We start from the raw sequence: 19,738 nt of genomic DNA, 5'->3' as shown, positions 1-19,738 counted from the left end.
TAAACTAAATAATAAAACATACTGAAAAGTAAAACAATAAATCAGGTTTAAATTTAAACGCATCATCATGAAAAAAAACACCGCTACTAAAAGTATTTTAATTGTATTTGGTTTTCTATTATTTGGCGCACTAACCGCTCAAGAGCGCTACAGAATCACCTACGATTATGCTACTGAGACAGTGAGATATCTAAAACTAGATAAAAACAATATAGTAATAGATACCCTCAATAATCCTAAGTTAAAACGAAATAGCCTAGTTGAGCTTAAGCTCAAAAACATCAATCCATTTGCTGTACAAGTAAAGACTGATGTTAAGGAAGAAGACTTAATTTCTAATGGACAAGGTTTTAATTTCAGCTCCTTACTAGGCGGAATCAACTCTTTTACAGGAGACAACATCGATTTAAATACTTCTAACCTTCCTGACTCTAATATGTTTAGATCAGAAGCTGGCACAAGAGGAAGTGCTTTGGCCACTAGTAATTTTGAAGATTTAAACAATACCATTACAAATGTTTCGGCATTAAAAACAACCTTACTGTCTAATCTCTTAAATCCAAATTTAGATAAAGAAACCATTCTAAAAAATCTTATAGAAACTGCAGACACTGAACAAGATGTACGCTTACCAAGTGCAAAAGACAATTTTTATGTCTATTTAGCTAAGGTTGAAAAATCCATTAAAGAAAGTCGTTCACAATTGGAAAGTAATGTTAAGACCATGTCTGGTGCTGTTGAAACTGAGATTGCCAACGACACCGATCTTACTCGAGGAGAGTTAACCTCTCGCAACATTGCTTTAGCCGATTTACAGCATCTTATGACTAACCTTAATAAGTCAACCGATCAAAGTTTACAAAGTTTAGAAGAATTACGCTCCTTATATACTGTGCTAGAAGCTTCCAACTTTGAGCAAACGTATGATTATGAAATATCAGCAGACAAAGTAAATATTGAACTTAAATTTGTACAAAGTGATTTCTCTAGTGATATTGAAAATGATGGTGGCTCTACCACATTAAAAACGAGAAACATAAAATTATTTTCTAGAGGTGGATTTAAAATTAACACCAGTGTTGCAATGACATTAAATAATTTTGGATCCAAATCAAATGATTATTTTATAGATGAAAGTGGAGTTATTGGAGCCGATAAAAATGATTTTTATACTCCTAATTTAAGTACCATGATTAACTTTTATCCTTATTTAGGAGAGAATTTTAATGTAGGAGGAAGCTTTGGTTTGTCTATTCCAATTTCTGGAGACAATAATGTTAATGGTATTAATTTCCTATTTGGACCTTCGCTTTTCTTTGGAAGCGATAGTCGCTTATCACTTTCGGGTGGAGTTGCTTATGGACCGATAAAAAAATTAACCAACGGCACGGAAGTCGGTGATGTAACTCCTTTTAACAGTACAGACAGTTTTACTAAGAACGTCTATGATTTTGGTTACTATTTTGGAATTTCCTTTAGCCTCTTTGATTTAAACTAAACCATTAATGATAACAATTATGAAAAAACAAGTCCTCCTCCTTATTGCTCTAATGTTTAGTTTAAATGCTATGGCTGAAAAATATGGCCTTATTGTTGCCATTGGAGACTATCCAGCTAAAACAGGCTGGTCGTCTATAAGCTCAACTAATGACGTACCTTTAATTAAAAACGCATTACTGAATCAAAATTTTAAACTTGAAAACATTATAATACTCACCAATGCTTCTGCTACGAGAGCTGGCATTTTAAAAGCCATCGAAGATTTACAATCAAAAATCAAACCTGGTGATATTGTTGTGATTCATTATTCTGGGCATGGTCAACAGATTTTTGACAATAATGGAGATGAAATTGATGGCAAAGATGAAGCCATTGTCCCTTATGACGCCTTGGTCCGATACACTTCGAACTATAAAGGTGAAAATCATATTAGAGATGATGAGTTAGGAAATATCATTGCCAATTTCAGAAATAAATTAGGTAAACATGGTCAGCTTTTAATGCTATTAGATAGTTGCCATTCAGGCTCTTCAACTAGAGGAGGAATTGCTCGTGGTGGAGAAGCCACATTTGCTCCACCAAATTGGACTCCTACTTCAGATAAGAACACAACAGGTAGTGCTATGGTAGAACGCACTATTGCAACCCCAGAAGCCGCTCCATTCGTAATGCTATCAGGTGCTTCTGCAGATGAATTAAACTATGAATACGACGGTTATGGCTCACTTAGTTTTGCGTTTTCTAAAGCCATGAATGAGCTAGGTTCCGACTTCACCTATCGCAAATTATTCTCTTCAATTTCGGCAAATATGAATGTCATTTCGCCAAAACAAACTCCAACCATTGAAGGAGATATCGATTACAAATTATTTAAAGGTGACTATGTAAAACAACAGCCTTATTATGAGGTTTCAAAAGTCTCCCGACCAGATATCATAAAAATAAATGCAGGAAAATTACAACGTTTATTTGATGGTACAACTGTTTTAATTTTACCTGCCGGAACAACTAAAGTAAACGAAAAGAATATCATTTCTAAAGGCACCATACAAACAACAACGTTTAATGAATCTATAATTAAATTAGACAAGCAGTTAAGTACTACAAACGAGAAATCATATTGGGTTTTTATAGACCAACCGACTTACGGAGATATTCATATGAAGCTCTATTTTGACCATTCATTACAATCTAAAACAGCTAAAACTGCCATCAAAACTTTTTTAGATGAAAAACAATTAGGTAAAATAGTTAATGATACTCTAGATGCAAATCTTATTATTTCGGAATCGAAAAACAGCATTGCTATAGAAACCGTTAATGGAAAATCAAACATCTATACCCAAACAAAAATTGATGGTGACTATAATTTTAAAAATTTAAACACAGCTATTTTTAACTATGCACAAGGCAGTTACCTCAAAGAATTAAGTCTTAAGAATTTAGATTATGAATTTGAATTTAAATTGATACCAGCCAAACGAGACGAAAAAACACAAGACATAGTGTATTTAGATTCAAATGCTTTTACTGATGAAGCCGGAAAATTTAAAGTAAACACCACAAGTGACATTGTATTTTTAGAAGTTACCAATAAAAGTGACAGACCTTTATATTTTAGTATTATCGAAATTAATTCTAAAGGAGAAGTTGCTCCTTTTATGCCGAATGATGACTGTTCATTAAATGATAACGAAAGACTTCTTCAACCTGGTAAAACTATGGTTTTTGAAACTTGCTATTATGAATTTGGCGCCCCTTATGAAACCTTAATATTAAAAGGGTTTGCCACTCCAACACCTATCAACTTTCAACCAACAGTACAATCTAGAGGTGCGCATACAACACGAGGTAGCAAGAATCCTTTAGAAGGCTTTATTGGGCAAACTTTTACACAAATTAGAGGCAGTAAAAGTAATAGAACCACAGAACGTGTCGATGGCTACAGTACGGAGTTTGTCTATGAAATTGTAAGAAAAAAAGAATAAACTATGAGAAGCATTTTAGCGATTGTTTTATTTTGGTCTGTGGCCCTTGGTTATAGTCAAGCGGCACCATCATTTAATTCTGTAGGACTTAAAATAACTATAGATGCTTCAATAACTAATGATAATTTTAAGTTAGACCTTACAGAATTTTTAAATAATAAACACATAGGACTATTACATCCTAATTTAAAAACCAGCAACTTACTACTCGCCTTTGATGGTTCCAATTATACTTTGACGAGGTTACCTGAAATGCAAACTATTTATAAAATCGACAATTCTAAACCCAATAAAACATTAGCACTTATAAAAGACAAGATTCAACAATATGCTTATGGTTATAGGATTAAAAATTTAAGATTAAAAAATCCCTTATACGCCTTTCAATTCAAAATAAAACCCATAACATATAAAAATGGTAAAGTCGTAAACGCTCCAGTTCTACAACACCTATCAAAAAGCGATGGGATTATTAACTTTAATGCTAATGAGAGTGTTGCGATATTAGAAGTAACCAACCTATCGGATCTTCCTATATATTTTAGTATTATTGAAATAAATAGTAGAGGAGAAATACAGTCATTTATTCCTAATGTGAACTGTGCTCTCTTGGGAAGCGAAAGACGATTAGAACCTCATCAAACTATTTCTGTAGAGTCTTGCCTCTTTAATTTTGGTCCACCATATGAAACACTAACCTTAAAAGGCTTTGCTTCTGCCGAACCTATAAATTTTGACCCTATAATTCAAAATGAGGATAATTCTTCTTTAGAATATGTGAAAGCTAATTATACCGAAATGTACACCTATGATTTTGCTTATAATATCCTTGACAAAAATGGCAATATGCCTTATAACGTTGCTATTGACGCTTACAAACCCAAAACCTCATCTGAGTTAGAGGCTGCCGTTTTAGAAATCGAAACCATAAAAAAAGGAAAACTAACATCTGAATACCTGATCAAATTAAACGAAATTTCAAGTTTACATCATGACTTAGGTAATATTGATGAAGCTATGGCCTACAGCAAAAAAGCTGCTACATTGAAACTAAAATTGCAAAGACATAAAGAATCTAGCTCCAAGATCAGCACGGCAGATTCTAGAAAAAAGCGGCAGAAGAAGCCATGCGTTTTGCTAAAATGACTGATAGTGAAAAAATCAGTTTTCTTCAAAGCGAAAATAATTTAAAAAAAGCAGAGATAAAAACACTTAAAACACAGATTGACTTGTTAACCAACCAACTCAATGAATTAAGTGCTCAGGGAGCTTTAAATTTACAAACAAGAGGAGCTAAAGTTTTAAAAAACGAAACCAATCCTTTAACAGAATTCACTTATAGAGCATTGATTATTGCTGAGCAAAACTACAATGATGACGCTATAAAGGATTTAAGCTTTCCCATTTCTGACGCCAAAAAATTAAAAACCATTTTGGGGTCAAAATACAGCTTTGACGATGCCAATATTATCTTTCTTGAAAACCCGACTCGTAAAGATATATTTAAGGCCTTACATTCCATTTATGAAATAAGTTCACCTACAGATCACTTACTTATTTTTTATGCTGGCCACGGAGTTTATGACGAAGGATTTAAGCGAGGGTATTGGTTACCTTCTGATGCAGAAATAGACAACAAAGGCACTTGGATGTCTAATTTAGATATTAAAGACTACATTACCAATATAAAGACAAAACATACACTACTTATTAGCGATGCTTGTTTCAGTGGATCTATATTTGAATACAATAGAGATGTAAACACAAATTCATCAGATTTCGTCTTAAAAAAACTACTGACTAAAAATGGTAGAAATGCAATGACAAGTGGTTTAGATAAACCTGTACCAGACCAAAGCGTATTTATTAAATACCTATTAAAAACACTAGCAGAAAATGAAAAAAGTTATTTAAAATCTAGTGATCTTTTTAATACAATTCAAGAGGTTGTATTATCAAATACTGAGAATATTCCACAATATGGAGTTATAAAAAATGCCAACCATGAAGGTGGCGAATTTATTTTTTTAAAACGAGAATGATAATCGCTTTACAATAGAATGTTACCATGCTATTACTTATCGCTTAATGAAATTGATGGCATAGATTAAAACGACTATTCTAAAACCCAATCCCATTCTAGATTTTCTGCTCGAGATGTTGGTTGCTGTTTATTATTGGTCAATTTCTTTACATGATCGTACACATATTTCTTAATTTTAGAAATTGGAATACCTAAATCCCCTTGCCACGTATCATATCCCAAATCATATAGTGCATTAATAAAACTATAGGTAAATACACCGTTTTTCCATTTATCATCTTCATAAGCAAATTCAGATCCGGCTGCAGCAGAAATAACATACGAGCCATTACCTCGATCTAAATCATAAAACAATGATTGCATAAGTTGAAACGTATCTCCATTACTTCCTTCCGTTTTTTTAGCCTTACTTCCTTTGGCACCTATGGGGATATTTTGAGTCACTTTCTCATCAATATTTGTATTTGTGTCTGTATTTTCATTGACATCTAACTCACCACTATGACAAGCATCTAACAATAATAGCTTCCTCCTTGCTGGAATGTTAGTCAGTAAATCTTGGATTTCTTCATAATTAATGCCATCAATTTCAGGAGAATCAAAATCGATGTCGTGCACTCCAAAATAAAATGTATTATCAGCACCAATTAAACCATGTCCTGAAAATGAAATAATCACGGTATCATCTATAGATGTTTGTTTAAGTTTCTTTTTTAAAGCTTTGATATTGGTCTTTGTTACATTTTGATTCAGCAAAGTATCTATTTCTATTCTCCCTTCAAATTCACTTAGAAAAACATCGGTTAACCTCCGTACATCTTTATCGGCATACTTTAAATTCATTGAGCTATCCTTATATTTTGACACTCCAACACCAACATAATAAACTTTTGACTTCTCCCTTTTTATAATAGTTTTAGTTTCAAATGTGATTGGATCAGACTCAATACCTTCAGCAGTTTTAGTGATAATACTAACTCGATTCATACCATTATTTAAGACAATAGTTGTAGAAATTAGAGCCTTATTCTTAATTTTTTCGTTCTGAACAGGTACACCATTTATATAAATTGTTAATTCCTCTGCGTTGGAAGTGTTTTGAATGTCCAATAACAGATTATTTTTATTTGTAATTGAGGTAATATCGGCTCTATTCTTTAAAATAACAGTTGGTCTTTTCAGACTTAGAATAGCGGTATTTTCAGAATAATTATTTCGACTAAGTCGTTTTAAATAGGCTTTTTTGTATTCATTGTAAATTAACTTTGGTGTAAACCCTACTTTTTTCATTAATACATCTGGCCTATTCAGAAACAATGAATAATCTAATAAAGGAAAAACTTTACCATCCTTTACAAAGTGAAAATTTCTAATATCTGTTTTACTTGCTTTAAAATACCCCTCTGGTGTAAACCATGCGGCGGATACCGATTGGTCTTTTTCAAAAAAAGAACAGGTGACTTCAAGCTCTAAATCCTCTAAACTAACGATACTTACTTTAGCAATCTTTAGAAAGTATAAATAAAGCATTATTAATTTCTTGAATTTTTAAAATCTCAGAATCGGAAACTTTACATGTTTTAATAGGCGATTGATTATCGAAGTTCCAAAATACCAATTCACCAGTATCAGAACCCGCAACTATAAGTTCTTTTGAGCCGACATAGGTTCCAATAGACAATTGTTTACGAGCAAAATAACGATTCACTTCTGTTAACTGATTAGCATCAATACGACTATGCACCAAGTACGACCCGTTTATATGAAGTATACTATTTGTATTAATGTGACTACTGTAATTTACATCTATCTCATTAATAAGTTTAAAGGTATTAGTCTCGTAAAATTGACTGATGGTTTGAGATGGAAACGTATTCGTTCTATTAACTAATACTAAACGCGATTCATCTTCAGAAAACCGGACAGTATTAAGATGAAACTTTATTTTCTTAGTCTTTATGGTTTTATCCTCTAGGTTTATTAGATATAAAGTCTGTCCTTCATACAATCCCGTTTTATATGCTAAAACAAACTTTTTATTTTTGGAGAATTGTGTTACGTTAGGATAATCATGTCCTTTTATCGAAAATTTTTCACTCTCCCAATAGACCGACTCTAAATTATGCTGTTCTCCAATTTTAAACTGAAAAAATGGCTTTTCCACATTGTATTGTTGTGAATCTACATAAAACAACTGATTCTCTTCGAGTAAAACACTATTGTAAAACCCAGGAATTTGAGCTTCTAACTCTAGTGTATTTAGATTGAACAACGATTCATTTCTAAATAACATTTTACCATCTAACGTTAGGCATAGGTCTGTACTTTGGGTATACAGACTTTCAGGGTTTTCCCAAACGACGTTTTCGTTTAATGTGCTATTATATGTAAAATATTGGTCTGATTTTTTATAATGAAACCCGTCATCATTTAAAAAATGACCTGTACTATATGGCACTTTAAATGTATTTGAAATTTCATTTGCATCATCCTTATATTCTAAGATTAATAAACTATCCGCAAACTTTTCATTGTTCTCAAGAATAATGTTCGCTACGTTTTTATGCTTCACAATTTTTGAAATAGTATAACCCGTTAAGGCTTGTAAATTTCTTGATGTGTCTTTCTTTAAATTAAATAGTTTTAAGTGAGTTCCGTTTTGAAATATTAACGCGTTTGATGACACTGGAAACACCTCAAGATTTTCTTTAAGATTAGAAATATCCGTTAAAGTATTTGTATTTGAATCGTAAATTTTAAAGCCTTCAAATTTTGATTCAGTGACTGAATGATTTGGTGCTACATTAACGCTTCTTAAAGCAATTATTACTTTGTTAGTTTCAGGGATATTTTTGAATACCTCAATATCGGTTCTATAATAATTAGGATTCGAATAATCCTCTAACCCTGTAATCACTTTACTTTTCGCATTAATCTTCCAAAGACGCGCAGTACCATCATTACACAACCAACTATCTCCTTGCCCATCGCTGTTAAAACACTTGGAGCGTAATGCGTTAAAATCGGATTCAGTAAATAATTTGGTAGTTGCAATTCCGGTCTGTAAGTCTAGGTATCGCAATTTAAATTCATTAAATGATTTTCCTTCATAAGACTGAAAAATAAAACTAGAGTGCCCTAAAGGGTGCAAAAACGCATTTATAGCAGTATCAAACTCAAAATCATAAAGTTTTCGTTTATCTAGAGTAGACCATAGTTGCAATTTTTTACCGCTATGCAATTGCATTATGTTTTTATTTCTATCGAGTTGAGGATGATCGCCATTCACCTTATTATTTGAAATCAACACCTTATCTCTTTGAAATAACGTATCTAACACCGCGACCTTTAAATTCTTTGAATAAATAGCATTATTTGACAATGAATACTTATAAATACCATTTTTTTCTCCTGAAAAACCGTAGCCTTTATTTCCATAAATTAAGAGCTCATCGCTATTTATTTTAACAAAACCATCGATGATTGCAAACGGCGTTAAATTAGACCAAATGCGATGCTTAATTTCATTTGTTCCATAACTGTTGTTAATAACCTCACTCTTAACTTTCTTCCAAACATTTCCATTTTCAATTACATTTTCGATGTATAAGCTGTTGGGTATCTCTCTAAGTTGTTTCAAGGTTTTAGATTCGTATATATCCACGTCTTCTTCTGCAGATAGGGAGGTTGAACCTATAGTACTGTAATCCTTCTTTAAAACTAAATAGCTATCGTCCTTAGAAAAATATATTGATTTAGGGCGCCCCACAATAGGCTTAGAATTTATAATTTCTAGATTGGGTAAACTTCGTAATTCAAGTGTATAGTAATAATCAGAGTTTTTAGCAATTGAATCAAAATAAACAATCGCTACTTCGCTGCCCTTCGAATTTATTTTCAAATTACGAACTATACCCGAAGCGGCTACTTGGGTTTTCTCAGGAAACACTTGCAATCCTCCTTGACGCGCACTATTAAAGGTTTTCCTTGTGCGAGGACTGTTATAAGGACGAAAGTTGTTATAAGCAACAACAGATTGATTTGAAGTTTTCTCATTAAAATTCGCATACAAGTTTCCTGCAAATTTGTTGACTACAGACTTAAGATTTAGATTGAAAATATACAGAGAATCTTCTGGGTATTCATAAAACTCTTGATAGTAGGTATTTCTATTTTTCGTCTTAATTATTACGAATGGATTAGCGCCATTAACCAACTGTAGTTGATCAATATAAACATTATCTGATGTCACAATTTTAATAGAATCTTTAACTTTTAAAGTATTAAAATCGGCAAAATAAATATAACTATCATTGGCAAACATCAACTCATTACCCGTCTTATTGATGAGTAAATCATTCAATTTTGTATGCGTTTCCAAAAAATCCCCTTGAGCATGTAAACCAAGAGACCATAAAAACAAACCAATTAATGATGGTAATCGCATATAATTTTATTTAAAAAAACTCACAAGTAATACATTCCAAGTGACTATTAAAACAGAAGTCAGAATAGCATATCTCAAAGCGTCTCTATACAATGTGGTTATAGAACAATATATCAATTTGTGATTTTTTCGATAACAGAAGCACCGTCAGTAACAATAGCATCTTTATTATCACTTAGCATACTTGGTAGTTTACTAATATACTTACTTTTATTTCCTTCATATTCTTCTAATCTTACATTGACTTTTACAACACCGTAATTACTATTATTGTCAACAAGTGTGGTTGTAGGAATATCATAGTACCATGGAGACAAAATTGGTTTTGCAATTAAATTATCGGCTCCGTATTTTAAATCTTTAAAATCGTATTCTTGCTCAATCAGCGTTGCATGTTTGGGTGTACCGTCGTCACCTCTCCATTGACCTTCAATAGCGATTGAAACTCTAGCGTTTAGATCTTCATCACTATACACTTTAGTTTTGGAGAAAAACACACGCAATTCATTAAAACTTAACCTAGTAATCCCAGGATTTTCTGGGTCGCTAATTAACTCAATTACAGCGTAAAAATTTAACAAATCATCTTCTTCAACTCTGATGACATCATTAATATTAAGTGCATTTGCATGCCCTCTAGACTTCGGTGTTTTATTGAAGTCATCTTTAACAATAGCAGTAATTTCATCTTTCTTTACAGTGTCATCAGGTTTAGAGAATTTTTTAATATGAATCTCTTTATACGTTTTTTTAACCTTTCCTAAATCAGTATTGTAATAATTATTGATAGAAAGCGACTGAGAATAAGTATTTGATAAGGATTTTGATGTTTTCTCTGCTAGATATGACGCTCCAAAAAAGATACCTTCTAAAGCAGTCTCAACTAAACCTCCACGTGTTTGAGGACGCTTTAATTCTACTATAAATTCTTCATTAGATTTAATGTTTGATCTTTGATGAACTTTACAAGAACACATCAGTACGACACATAATATTGTCATTATTTTCTTCATTCTAATCTGTTTTAGAACTCATAAGTTATTAATTAATCTTTTATTGAAGTAAAAAATCAATAATGTTTAGCTTATTAACAAGAAAAAGCAGTCAATTGACCACTTTTACCACCATAAAACCCTAAAAGATATTGTTTTGCAACTACAAACAACGCTTTGAACCCAGACTTCACTTCTCTAAAAACATTCAATAAAAAAAACGCTCAAGCAAGCTTGGCGTTTTTTATACTACAATTTATGTATTGTGACCGCGAAGGGATTCGAACCCCCAACCCTCAGAGCCGAAATCTGATATTCTATCCAGTTGAACTACGCAGCCATAAACACCTGCAAAAACAGGTGTCTTATTCGTATATGTATTTAAGACAATTTAGCCTTTACAATATTTGAAATCGTTTTTCCATCAGCTTTACCTGCCAATGCTTTACTTACTATTCCCATTACCTTACCCATATCCTTCATGCCTTCAGCTCCAATCTTTTTAATAGTATCAACAACGACTTTTTCAACTTCTTCTTCGCTTAAGGCTTCCGGTAAAAATTGACTGATTATCTCTGCTTGAGCTAATTCAGGTTCTGCTAAATCATTACGATCTTGCTCTAAAAAAATAGCAGCACTATCCTTACGTTGTTTTACCATTTTAGACAAGATTTTTATTTCTTCTTCTTCAGAAATATCCTCTTTATATCCGGTAGATGTTTGTGCTAATAATATTTCTGATTTTACAGCTCTCAATGCAGCCAAAGCTGTTTGATCCTTTTCTTTCATCGCTGCTTTCATAGCAGTCATTATATCGACTTGTAAACTCATAGTAATGTTCCTTTAAATAAGAATGCGAAGATACTAAAAAGTTCGTCTTAGCTTACAGAAGAAACAGAGATACCTTTATTTTTTTTTACAAACAAAAAGCCCAAAAAGCATGAGTGACTTTTTGGGCTTGATTTTAGTGTTTTAACACCATAATAAAAATTTGCTACTAATCTACGTTATCGTGTAAAAATGAATTATTACTTCTTAATTGAATGTCGTCATTCTCGTCCGTTCCTACTGACATTCTTGAAGCTTTCGTTTCAGAGGAATGCTGAGCATCTTCTAAATTAACACCTTGTCTTTTATAAGCAGGCTCTCTTTCAATTTCGTCTATTTTTGCATTATTAAATTTATAGTTAAAATCTTTCATTTTTCTTCTACGCTCATCTGCACGAGCTATAAGTAAATCTGATATTGGACTATTCATTGGATCAATCTCATCTTCAGACACCTCAACAGTTTCATCTAAAGGAAGTGTTTTCTTTTCAAAAACAATTTCTTCTTTTACTTCTGTTTTTTCCTTTTTTGTATTTATAGAAGATTGAAAGGTTTCAAAATCATCTAAAGCATAACGCTTTTCACCTTGTTCATTAACTTCAGTTACAGCGATAATTTCTACTGGTTCATTGACATCAATTTCTTTAACCTCTTCATCTAAGCTAAAGAACATTTTCTCTTCTTTTCTATCTTCATCCACAGGCTTAGGTGATGTGTTAGAGATAGGTAAATCGAAGGTTAATGTTATTTGCTCTTCTGGTTCAGGCTCAATGGTCTCTGCTTTATTCTCTATTGGCGTAATAACGAACTCTTCTGGCTTAACTGACGTTTCTGGTTTTGTATCTAAAACTTCATCATACACGATATTCATATTTCTTAAGAAATCTGTAGTTGGGATGATGTTCATATCATTATTATCCTCAGTCTTAGGCTCAGCCTCTGCTTTTGGGGTAACTTTAGTCACTTCTACTTCTTCCTCAAGCAAAGTATGACGTACAATAGGTGCTTCCTTTTCTTTTTCTAAAACAATATCTGGAGTAATAATTGCAGGCTCTTTTTCTTGAGTACTTGTTTCAGTAGTTTCTCCTAAGGCATGAATTACTTTCTTAGTTTCTGTATTAGAAATTTCATTTTGCTGATCCAAATCAAATCCTGTAGCAATGATTGTTACAGAAATAGATTCTTGTAACTCTGCATCTTCACCAACACCCATAATAATATTGGCTCCAAATCCTGCTTCAGATTGAATATGATCATTTATTTCTCCAATTTCATCAATAGTAATTTCCTGAGAGCCAGAAACGATAAGCAACAATACGTTTTTAGCACCTGTAATTTTATTATCATTAAGTAATGGAGAATCTAAGGCACTCATAATAGCTTCTTGTGCTCTAGTTTGACCCGAAGCTGTAGCAGATCCCATAATCGCTGTTCCACTATTACTTAATACGGTTTTCGCATCACGTAAATCGATATTCTGTGTATAGTGATGAGTTATAACTTCCGCAATTCCTCGCGATGCTGTAGCTAAGACCTCATCGGCTTTAGAAAAACCAGCTTTAAACCCAAGGTTTCCATAAACTTCACGTAGTTTATTGTTATTAATAACCACTAACGAATCGACATGAGAACGTAGTTTTTCAATACCACGTTGTGCTTGGGCGTTACGCATTTTACCTTCAAATTGAAATGGCATCGTTACAATTCCAACGGTAAGGATATCGAGTTCTTTAGCCATTTTAGCAATGACTGGCGCAGCTCCTGTTCCTGTTCCACCACCCATTCCTGCTGTGATAAATACCATTTTTGTATTGGTATCTAACATTCTACGAATGTCTTCTAAACTTTCTATTGCCGCTTCTTCTCCAACATCTGGATTGGCTCCTGCACCTAAACCTTCAGTTAAATTAACTCCTAATTGAATTTTATTAGGAACTCCACTACTTTGAAGTGCTTGAGAATCTGTATTACAGATTACAAAATCGACTCCTTTGATGCCTTGTTGAAACATGTGGTTAATGGCATTACTACCACCACCACCGACACCAATTACTTTGATGACGTTTGATTGGTGCTTTGGCAAATCAAATGAAATGTTTCCAAATTCGTTGCTACTACTCATGATAATTATGGGTTTTCTATTATTCTATTCTTTGTACTCACAGACAACTCACTAGTTGCCCCAACATTTATATTTATTTATACTCATCGGAATTTACTCCGCATTATCCAAAAAATCCTTTACGCGTTCTGTTAACTTATCTAAAAACGAACGACGCTCTTTTGTAGGAGTTTCTACTTTAACTTCTATTTCTGGTTCTGGGATCTCTTCTTCTTCTTCTTCAACAACGTCTTCCACCTCTTCCTCAATAGTTTCGACTTTTTTACGCTCTTGACGTTTTAGGCCATCCATAACTAAACCAACAGCAGTAGCAAATAAAGGACTTGCAATATCTTCATCACTATCTCCTGCCAAATGCTCGTTAGGATATCCTATTCTCGTATCCATTCCTGTGATATATTCTACCAATTGTTTTAGGTGCTTTAATTGCGCTCCACCACCAGTTAATACAATACCACCTATTAATTTTTTCTTTTGCTCTTCGTGTCCGTAATTTTTTATTTCAACATAAACTTGTTCTATAATTTCTACTACTCTTGCGTGAATAATTTTAGACAAATTCTTTAAGGTGATTTCTTTTGGCTCTCTTCCACGTAATCCTGGAATAGAAACAATTTCGTTATCCTTATTTTCACCTGGCCATGCCGAACCAAACTTTACTTTTAAAAGCTCAGCTTGCTTTTCAATAATTGAACAGCCTTCTTTTATATCTTCAGTAATTACATTTCCACCGAAAGGAATTACTGCAGTATGACGAATAATACCATCTTTAAAAACAGCTAAATCCGTTGTTCCACCTCCTATGTCAATTAACGCTACACCTGCTTCTTTCTCTTCTCTACTCAATACCGCATTTGCAGAAGCTAAGGGTTCTAATGTGATCCCTTCTAAAGTTAAACCTGCGCTTTTAATACAACGACCAACATTTCTTATTGATGAAACCTGACCAACTACAACATGAAAATTTGCTTCTAAGCGTCCACCGTACATTCCAATAGGCTCTGTAATTTCGGCCTGACCATCAATCTTAAATTCTTGTGGTAATACATGAATAATTTCTTCTCCAGGAAGCATTACCAATTTGTGCACTTGATTAATTAAACGGTCTATATCTGCTTCATCTATTACTAAATCAGAATTAGGACGTGTGATATAATCACTATGCTGTAAACTACGAATGTGCTGACCTGCAATACCCACGGTCACATCTACAATTTTTTCATTAGCAGCTGCCTCTGCTTCTTGCACAGCTTGCTGAATAGACTGAATTGTTTGGGTGATGTTATTAACCACACCACGATGCACACCCATACTTTTGGCTTTACCTAAACCTAAAATTTCAACTTTATCATACTCATTTTTGCGACCAATCATGGCCACAATTTTTGTGGTTCCTATATCTAGACCTACCGAAATGTTTTGTTTGTCCATAGTTTACTTTTTGGTGCAAATAACTTGTTTATCAAATTTAAGATTCACTACACTGTAGCGATCTAGAATCTGGTCTTTTAAAGCCTTTTGGTAAAACGCCTTAAAATTATTTATTTTTTTTTCGAGATTTTTCAAGGTTCCTACGTGGACTTTAAAATCACTTTTCCGAATTTTGAAATCAATCGTTTCATCATCATTTTGACGAATCTCAATTACATGCTTCTTCAAGAAATCATCTCCGTCTGCAAATTTCGCAAATTGAAAGACAGTTTCAAGCTTATTTTTCTTAATATTTCCGGTAACGAGTGGAACTCTTGCAGCATAATTATGAGACAAAGGCATAAAACCACCTTCGTCGTCTATATAATATGATGCATTTGTGTTGACTCTTGCTATAGGTCTCTTTTGTTCGATTTCAGCTGAAAGCCTTCCGTTTACTGACATAAACACCTCGGCTTGCTTAATCATTGGATTAGAATTCAGGGCAATTTCTAATTCGTTCAAATCTATAATATCTTTGGGTTGCTCCGAAACAGGTTCTTGATTTAGTATTAACAATTTACTAACATTTGCTTCTGTAATAAATAATTTATTCTCACCCAAAAATTTTATGTTAAGCGCACTCACTTTTCGCCCCTTATTTCTTTCATTGGAAAAGGCAAACAAAAAGCCAACCAAAAGCAACAAACCTATGACTTTAATGTAGTTATAATTAATTCTCAACATAAAACGCTTCTTTGATATGTTTTACTTCTTCCCCTATATCTCCTGCTCCAATAGTTAATACAATTTGAGCATCAGATTTTTCTATTTCATCAATTAAATGTGATTTTTGAACTAATTTTTTATTTGAATTTTCAATCTTATTTAAAAGCCATTCTGAAGTCACTCCTTCTATGGGCAGTTCTCTTGCTGGATAGATATCTAACAACAATAATTCATCGAATTTTGAAAGACTTTCAGCAAAACCATCTATAAAATCCCTTGTTCTACTAAACAAATGAGGTTGAAATATGGCCAACACTTTTTTGCCTGGATACATTTCCCTAACTGCCTGATATACGGCATTAATCTCCTCAGGATGATGTGCATAATCATCTATAAAAACAAAATCATCCGTTTTAATTTGATACGTAAATCGTCGTTTCACGCCTTTATAGGTCTCCAAAGCCTTTGATAAATCGTCATAAGAGCAACCATATTCTGCTGCCATTGCCAAAGCAATAATAGCGTTAGAAAGGTTATGCCTACCTGGTAAACTAAATTTAAAATCCTTATGGATGCCATTTGGAGTTTTTACATCAAACACATAGCTACCATTTTCTATAGAAATATTTTGTGCACAATAGTCCGAATCATCCTCTATACCATAAGTAACACCTTGTAACGGCAAACCATTTTTTATAAATAATTTTCCGTTGGGCTTAATGCACTCTGAAAAATCCTTGAAGGTTTTTACCAACTCTTCGGCATTACCATAGATATCTAAATGATCAGCATCCATTGAAGTAATACAAGCTAAATCTGGCGATAAGGTTAAAAACGAACGATCAAACTCATCAGCTTCTACAACTGTGACTTCCGTTCCGTTAATAATTAAATTTGAATTATAATTTTCACTAATACCACCTAAAAAGGCCATAACAGGAACATTGCACGCCTTCAACAAATGCCCTAAAATGCTCGTTGTTGTTGTTTTTCCATGCGTACCAGCAACTGCAAGACACACGGTTTGCCTTGTAATTTCGCCTAAAACCGCTGAGCGCTTTAAAAGATAAAAACCATTATCTTTAAAATAATTAAATTCAGAATGTCCTTTTGGAATTGCAGGTGTATAAACGACAAGTGTATTTTCCGGATTTAAAAATGCGTTTGAAACCTTATTGATATCATCTTCAAAATGAATTTCAACTCCTAAAGCCTCTAGTGATTTTGTGATGTCTGTTGGTGTTTTGTCATACCCAGACACTTGCTTACCATTGGCTACAAAATAACGCGCAAGCGCACTCATACCGATTCCTCCGATACCAATAAAATAGACGTTATTTATCGTTTCAAAATTCATTTATTTCCCAATAGTTTTTCAACTTCATCAACAATGGCATTAGTGGCATTCACCAAAGCTAAAGCTTCAATATTTTTACTTAATTCTTTTTGCTTTCCGTCATTAGACATTAATTCTAAAAATTTCTTTTGAAAATCAGCATCTAATTCTTTTTCTCTTATCAAAATAGCCGCATTTTTATCTGCAACTGATTTCGCATTTTTAGTTTGATGATCTTCAGCCACGTTTGGAGACGGGATAAAAATCACAGGCTTTCCGACAATACATAATTCCGAAACCGAAATGGCTCCTGCTCTAGAAATAATGACGTCAGCTGCAGCATAGGCCAAATCCATTTGATTTAAAAACGCATGCACTTGTATATTCTTCAATTCATTATAATGCTTATACTGATCGTAATATAATTTTCCACATTGCCAAATTACTTGAACCTCTTGAGTCTCAAAAAACTCGATATTCGATTCTATTAATTGGTTGATTCGTCTTGCTCCTAAACTTCCACCTAACACTAAAAGCGTTTGTTTATCTTCTTTTAAATTAAAAGCTTTTTTACCTTCAACTTGTTTATTCTTTACTTCTAGTAAATCTTTTCTAATCGGATTTCCTGTCAGTTTAATTTTATCTTTTGGAAAGAATTTCTCTAAGCCTTCATAAGCCACACAAATAGTGTTTACTTTTTTAGAAAGCAACTTGTTTGTGATTCCCGGAAATGAATTCTGTTCTTGAATTACACTCGGAATTCCTTTTGATGACGCCACTTGTAATAATGGTCCACTTGCAAAACCACCTGTACCAATAACGGCATCGGGTTTAAATCTGTTTACAATTTTCCTTGAACGCAACAAACTACTTATCAACTTAAACGGAAATGCTAAATTCTTTAAAGTCAATTTACGCTGAATTCCAGAAATCCATAAGCCTTCAATTTTATAGCCTGCTTGTGGCACTTTATCCATTTCCATTCGGTCTGAAGCACCCACAAATAAGAATTCGGCATCAGGATAACGCGACTTTAATTCGTCTGCAATCGCAACCGCAGGATAAATATGTCCTCCTGTTCCTCCTCCTGATAATATAAATTTATAATTACTCATTAAATAGCTTCACTTAAAATCGCCAATGGACTATCCTCCAAATCTTCTTGTTCTTTTAACTCTTCACGCTTAGCGCTTACACTTAATATAATTCCTATAGCTAAACAGGTCATCCAAATAGAGGTTCCTCCACTACTTATTAATGGTAACGTTTGTCCTGTTACAGGAAATAATTCAACTGCAACCGCCATATTAATTAAAGCCTGAAACACAATTGGCAAACCAACTGCTAAAACCAATAACTTACCAAAAATGGTATCTGACTTATGACTTACAACAACTATTCTAAACAAGAACCACAAATACAAAACCAATATAAACACACCGCCAATCAGTCCATATTCCTCTATAATAATAGCAAAAATGAAATCTGAAGACGACTGAGGTAAGAAATTCTTCTGAATACTTTTTCCTGGTCCTAATCCCTTAATTTCACCAGTAGCAATCGCTATTTTAGCTTTCTCTATTTGATAATCCGCTTCTGTATCTTCACCATTAGAAAAGTTTTCAATTCTACTGATCCAAGTATCTACTCGGTTTGGCATAGTCTCTGGGAATGCTTTTGCAACAAGAATAAAAATTGTTAAACCAACAAAACCAGATAATATTATTAACACCAAGTACCTTAAAGGATAACCACCTATAAAAGCCAACATCATAATCATGGTAAAAATAATGGCTGTCGTAGAAAAGTTAGCCGGAAGTATTAAGATTAAAATAAAAAACACAGGAGTCCACAACGGCAAAATCGTTTCTTTAAACTGAACTTCTTTATCTTTAATTTTTGACAAATACCGCGCTACATAAACCATTAACACTACTGCTGCCAAGGTTGACGTCTGAAAAGACATCCCAACGATAGGAATCTGTATCCAACGACTCGCATTAGCACCATCGATGGTAGTACCTTGTAACATGGTTACTAACAACAACACAAATACAATCGGAATCATCACCATTGATAAGCCTCTGAAATATTTATAAGGCACCTTATGTATACCAAACATAATTGCAAAGCCCAAAAACAAATGCATAAAGTGTTTTATAAAGAAGGAAAACGTACTGCTATTCCCTCCATGATATGCCAAGTTACTTGCAGCGCTATACACAGGCAAAAACGAAAATATAGCCAACAGCGTGACTATAGCCCAAATGGCTCTATCTCCTTTTATCTGTTTGAATAAATTTTGCATTTCCCGTTTTCTTATTCCTGCACATACAGAAATC

General features: G+C 33.3%; 14 protein-coding genes and 1 tRNA gene. 4 read left to right on the top strand and 11 right to left on the bottom strand.

Annotation, left to right across the window (positions count from 1 at the left end):
* The first annotated feature begins 67 nt into the window (after window positions 1–67).
* Genes ACXGSQ_RS06695 through ACXGSQ_RS06680 form a run of 4 tightly spaced genes read left to right on the top strand, consistent with a single transcriptional unit; the run spans window position 68 to window position 5,530 of the window.
* Window positions 68–1,498 (top strand): hypothetical protein, encoded by a 1,431-nt coding sequence (locus ACXGSQ_RS06695; RefSeq protein ID WP_458628841.1) that lies wholly within the window; start codon window positions 68–70, stop codon window positions 1,496–1,498.
* A 7-nt stretch (window positions 1,499–1,505) separates the two neighbouring features.
* A complete protein-coding gene (locus ACXGSQ_RS06690; RefSeq protein ID WP_458628840.1) occupies window positions 1,506–3,488 on the top strand; it encodes a caspase family protein in 1,983 nt (660 codons plus the stop codon).
* Window positions 3,489–3,491: 3 nt separating this feature from the next.
* A complete protein-coding gene (locus ACXGSQ_RS06685) occupies window positions 3,492–4,634 on the top strand; it encodes a hypothetical protein (RefSeq protein WP_458628839.1) in 1,143 nt (380 codons plus the stop codon).
* Complete coding sequence (locus tag ACXGSQ_RS06680) at window positions 4,616–5,530, top strand: caspase family protein (RefSeq protein WP_458628838.1); 915 nt, start codon at window positions 4,616–4,618, stop codon at window positions 5,528–5,530. The genes ACXGSQ_RS06685 and ACXGSQ_RS06680 overlap by 19 nt, the downstream gene beginning before the upstream one ends.
* Before the next feature lie 74 nt (window positions 5,531–5,604).
* Here the strand turns inward: ACXGSQ_RS06680 and ACXGSQ_RS06675 are convergent, their stop codons facing one another.
* The 11 genes from ACXGSQ_RS06675 to ACXGSQ_RS06625 form a co-directional block, all read right to left on the bottom strand.
* Window positions 5,605–7,062 carry a caspase family protein gene (locus ACXGSQ_RS06675; protein WP_458628837.1) on the bottom strand — a complete coding sequence of 486 codons (1,458 nt, stop codon included), beginning with the start codon at window positions 7,060–7,062 and terminating at the stop codon, window positions 5,605–5,607.
* Window positions 7,031–9,979, bottom strand: a complete 2,949-nt coding sequence (locus tag ACXGSQ_RS06670) for a hypothetical protein (RefSeq protein WP_458628836.1) — start codon at window positions 9,977–9,979, stop codon at window positions 7,031–7,033. Before ACXGSQ_RS06670 ends, ACXGSQ_RS06675 begins: the two co-directional genes overlap by 32 nt.
* A gap of 113 nt (window positions 9,980–10,092) precedes the next feature.
* Entirely contained in the window at window positions 10,093–10,992 is a 900-nt protein-coding gene (locus tag ACXGSQ_RS06665; RefSeq protein WP_458628835.1) for a hypothetical protein, read from the bottom strand.
* Between the two features lie 245 nt (window positions 10,993–11,237).
* Window positions 11,238–11,311, bottom strand: a tRNA-Arg gene (locus ACXGSQ_RS06660).
* Between the two features lie 41 nt (window positions 11,312–11,352).
* Window positions 11,353–11,802: a GatB/YqeY domain-containing protein gene (locus tag ACXGSQ_RS06655; protein WP_458628834.1), complete on the bottom strand. Its 450-nt coding sequence runs from the start codon at window positions 11,800–11,802 to the stop codon at window positions 11,353–11,355.
* A 166-nt stretch (window positions 11,803–11,968) separates the two neighbouring features.
* Window positions 11,969–13,921 carry a cell division protein FtsZ gene (ftsZ, locus tag ACXGSQ_RS06650; protein WP_458628833.1) on the bottom strand — a complete coding sequence of 651 codons (1,953 nt, stop codon included), beginning with the start codon at window positions 13,919–13,921 and terminating at the stop codon, window positions 11,969–11,971.
* Window positions 13,922–14,014: 93 nt separating this feature from the next.
* Complete coding sequence (ftsA, locus tag ACXGSQ_RS06645; protein ID WP_458628832.1) at window positions 14,015–15,352, bottom strand: cell division protein FtsA; 1,338 nt, start codon at window positions 15,350–15,352, stop codon at window positions 14,015–14,017.
* Between the two features lie 3 nt (window positions 15,353–15,355).
* The gene (locus ACXGSQ_RS06640) at window positions 15,356–16,078 is read right to left on the bottom strand and encodes a cell division protein FtsQ/DivIB (RefSeq protein WP_458628831.1); all 723 of its coding nucleotides are present in this window, start codon (window positions 16,076–16,078) and stop codon (window positions 15,356–15,358) included.
* Window positions 16,065–17,417 carry a UDP-N-acetylmuramate--L-alanine ligase gene (murC, locus tag ACXGSQ_RS06635; protein WP_458628830.1) on the bottom strand — a complete coding sequence of 451 codons (1,353 nt, stop codon included), beginning with the start codon at window positions 17,415–17,417 and terminating at the stop codon, window positions 16,065–16,067. The genes ACXGSQ_RS06640 and murC overlap by 14 nt, the downstream gene beginning before the upstream one ends.
* Window positions 17,414–18,511, bottom strand: coding sequence for an undecaprenyldiphospho-muramoylpentapeptide beta-N-acetylglucosaminyltransferase (gene murG, locus ACXGSQ_RS06630; protein ID WP_458628829.1), 1,098 nt, complete (start codon window positions 18,509–18,511; stop codon window positions 17,414–17,416). The genes murC and murG overlap by 4 nt, the downstream gene beginning before the upstream one ends.
* On the bottom strand, window positions 18,511–19,704 hold the full coding sequence (locus tag ACXGSQ_RS06625; RefSeq protein WP_458628828.1) for an FtsW/RodA/SpoVE family cell cycle protein: 1,194 nt from the start codon (window positions 19,702–19,704) through the stop codon (window positions 18,511–18,513). Before ACXGSQ_RS06625 ends, murG begins: the two co-directional genes overlap by 1 nt.
* Window positions 19,705–19,738: the final 34 nt, after the last annotated feature.

The sequence above is a fragment of the Winogradskyella sp. PC D3.3 genome (assembly GCF_054366245.1).
The sequence above is the reverse complement of the archived record's forward strand: the minus strand, read 5'-3'. Positions and strand labels throughout refer to the sequence as shown.

Bases quoted from the DNA above. Each gene is read 5' to 3' on its own strand.
- murC (WP_458628830.1), bottom strand. From the start codon at position 17,417: ATGAATTTTGAAACGATAAATAACGTCTATTTTATTGGTATCGGAGGA.
- ACXGSQ_RS06695 (WP_458628841.1), top strand. From the start codon at position 68: ATGAAAAAAAACACCGCTACTAAAAGTATTTTAATTGTATTTGGTTTT.
- ACXGSQ_RS06640 (WP_458628831.1), bottom strand. From the start codon at position 16,078: ATGTTGAGAATTAATTATAACTACATTAAAGTCATAGGTTTGTTGCTT.
- ACXGSQ_RS06685 (WP_458628839.1), top strand. From the start codon at position 3,492: ATGAGAAGCATTTTAGCGATTGTTTTATTTTGGTCTGTGGCCCTTGGT.
- ACXGSQ_RS06625 (WP_458628828.1), bottom strand. From the start codon at position 19,704: ATGCAAAATTTATTCAAACAGATAAAAGGAGATAGAGCCATTTGGGCT.
- murG (WP_458628829.1), bottom strand. From the start codon at position 18,511: ATGAGTAATTATAAATTTATATTATCAGGAGGAGGAACAGGAGGACAT.
- ACXGSQ_RS06670 (WP_458628836.1), bottom strand. From the start codon at position 9,979: ATGCGATTACCATCATTAATTGGTTTGTTTTTATGGTCTCTTGGTTTA.
- ftsZ (WP_458628833.1), bottom strand. From the start codon at position 13,921: ATGAGTAGTAGCAACGAATTTGGAAACATTTCATTTGATTTGCCAAAG.
- ftsA (WP_458628832.1), bottom strand. From the start codon at position 15,352: ATGGACAAACAAAACATTTCGGTAGGTCTAGATATAGGAACCACAAAA.
- ACXGSQ_RS06690 (WP_458628840.1), top strand. From the start codon at position 1,506: ATGATAACAATTATGAAAAAACAAGTCCTCCTCCTTATTGCTCTAATG.
- ACXGSQ_RS06655 (WP_458628834.1), bottom strand. From the start codon at position 11,802: ATGAGTTTACAAGTCGATATAATGACTGCTATGAAAGCAGCGATGAAA.
- ACXGSQ_RS06680 (WP_458628838.1), top strand. From the start codon at position 4,616: ATGCGTTTTGCTAAAATGACTGATAGTGAAAAAATCAGTTTTCTTCAA.
- ACXGSQ_RS06675 (WP_458628837.1), bottom strand. From the start codon at position 7,062: ATGCTTTATTTATACTTTCTAAAGATTGCTAAAGTAAGTATCGTTAGT.
- ACXGSQ_RS06665 (WP_458628835.1), bottom strand. From the start codon at position 10,992: ATGAAGAAAATAATGACAATATTATGTGTCGTACTGATGTGTTCTTGT.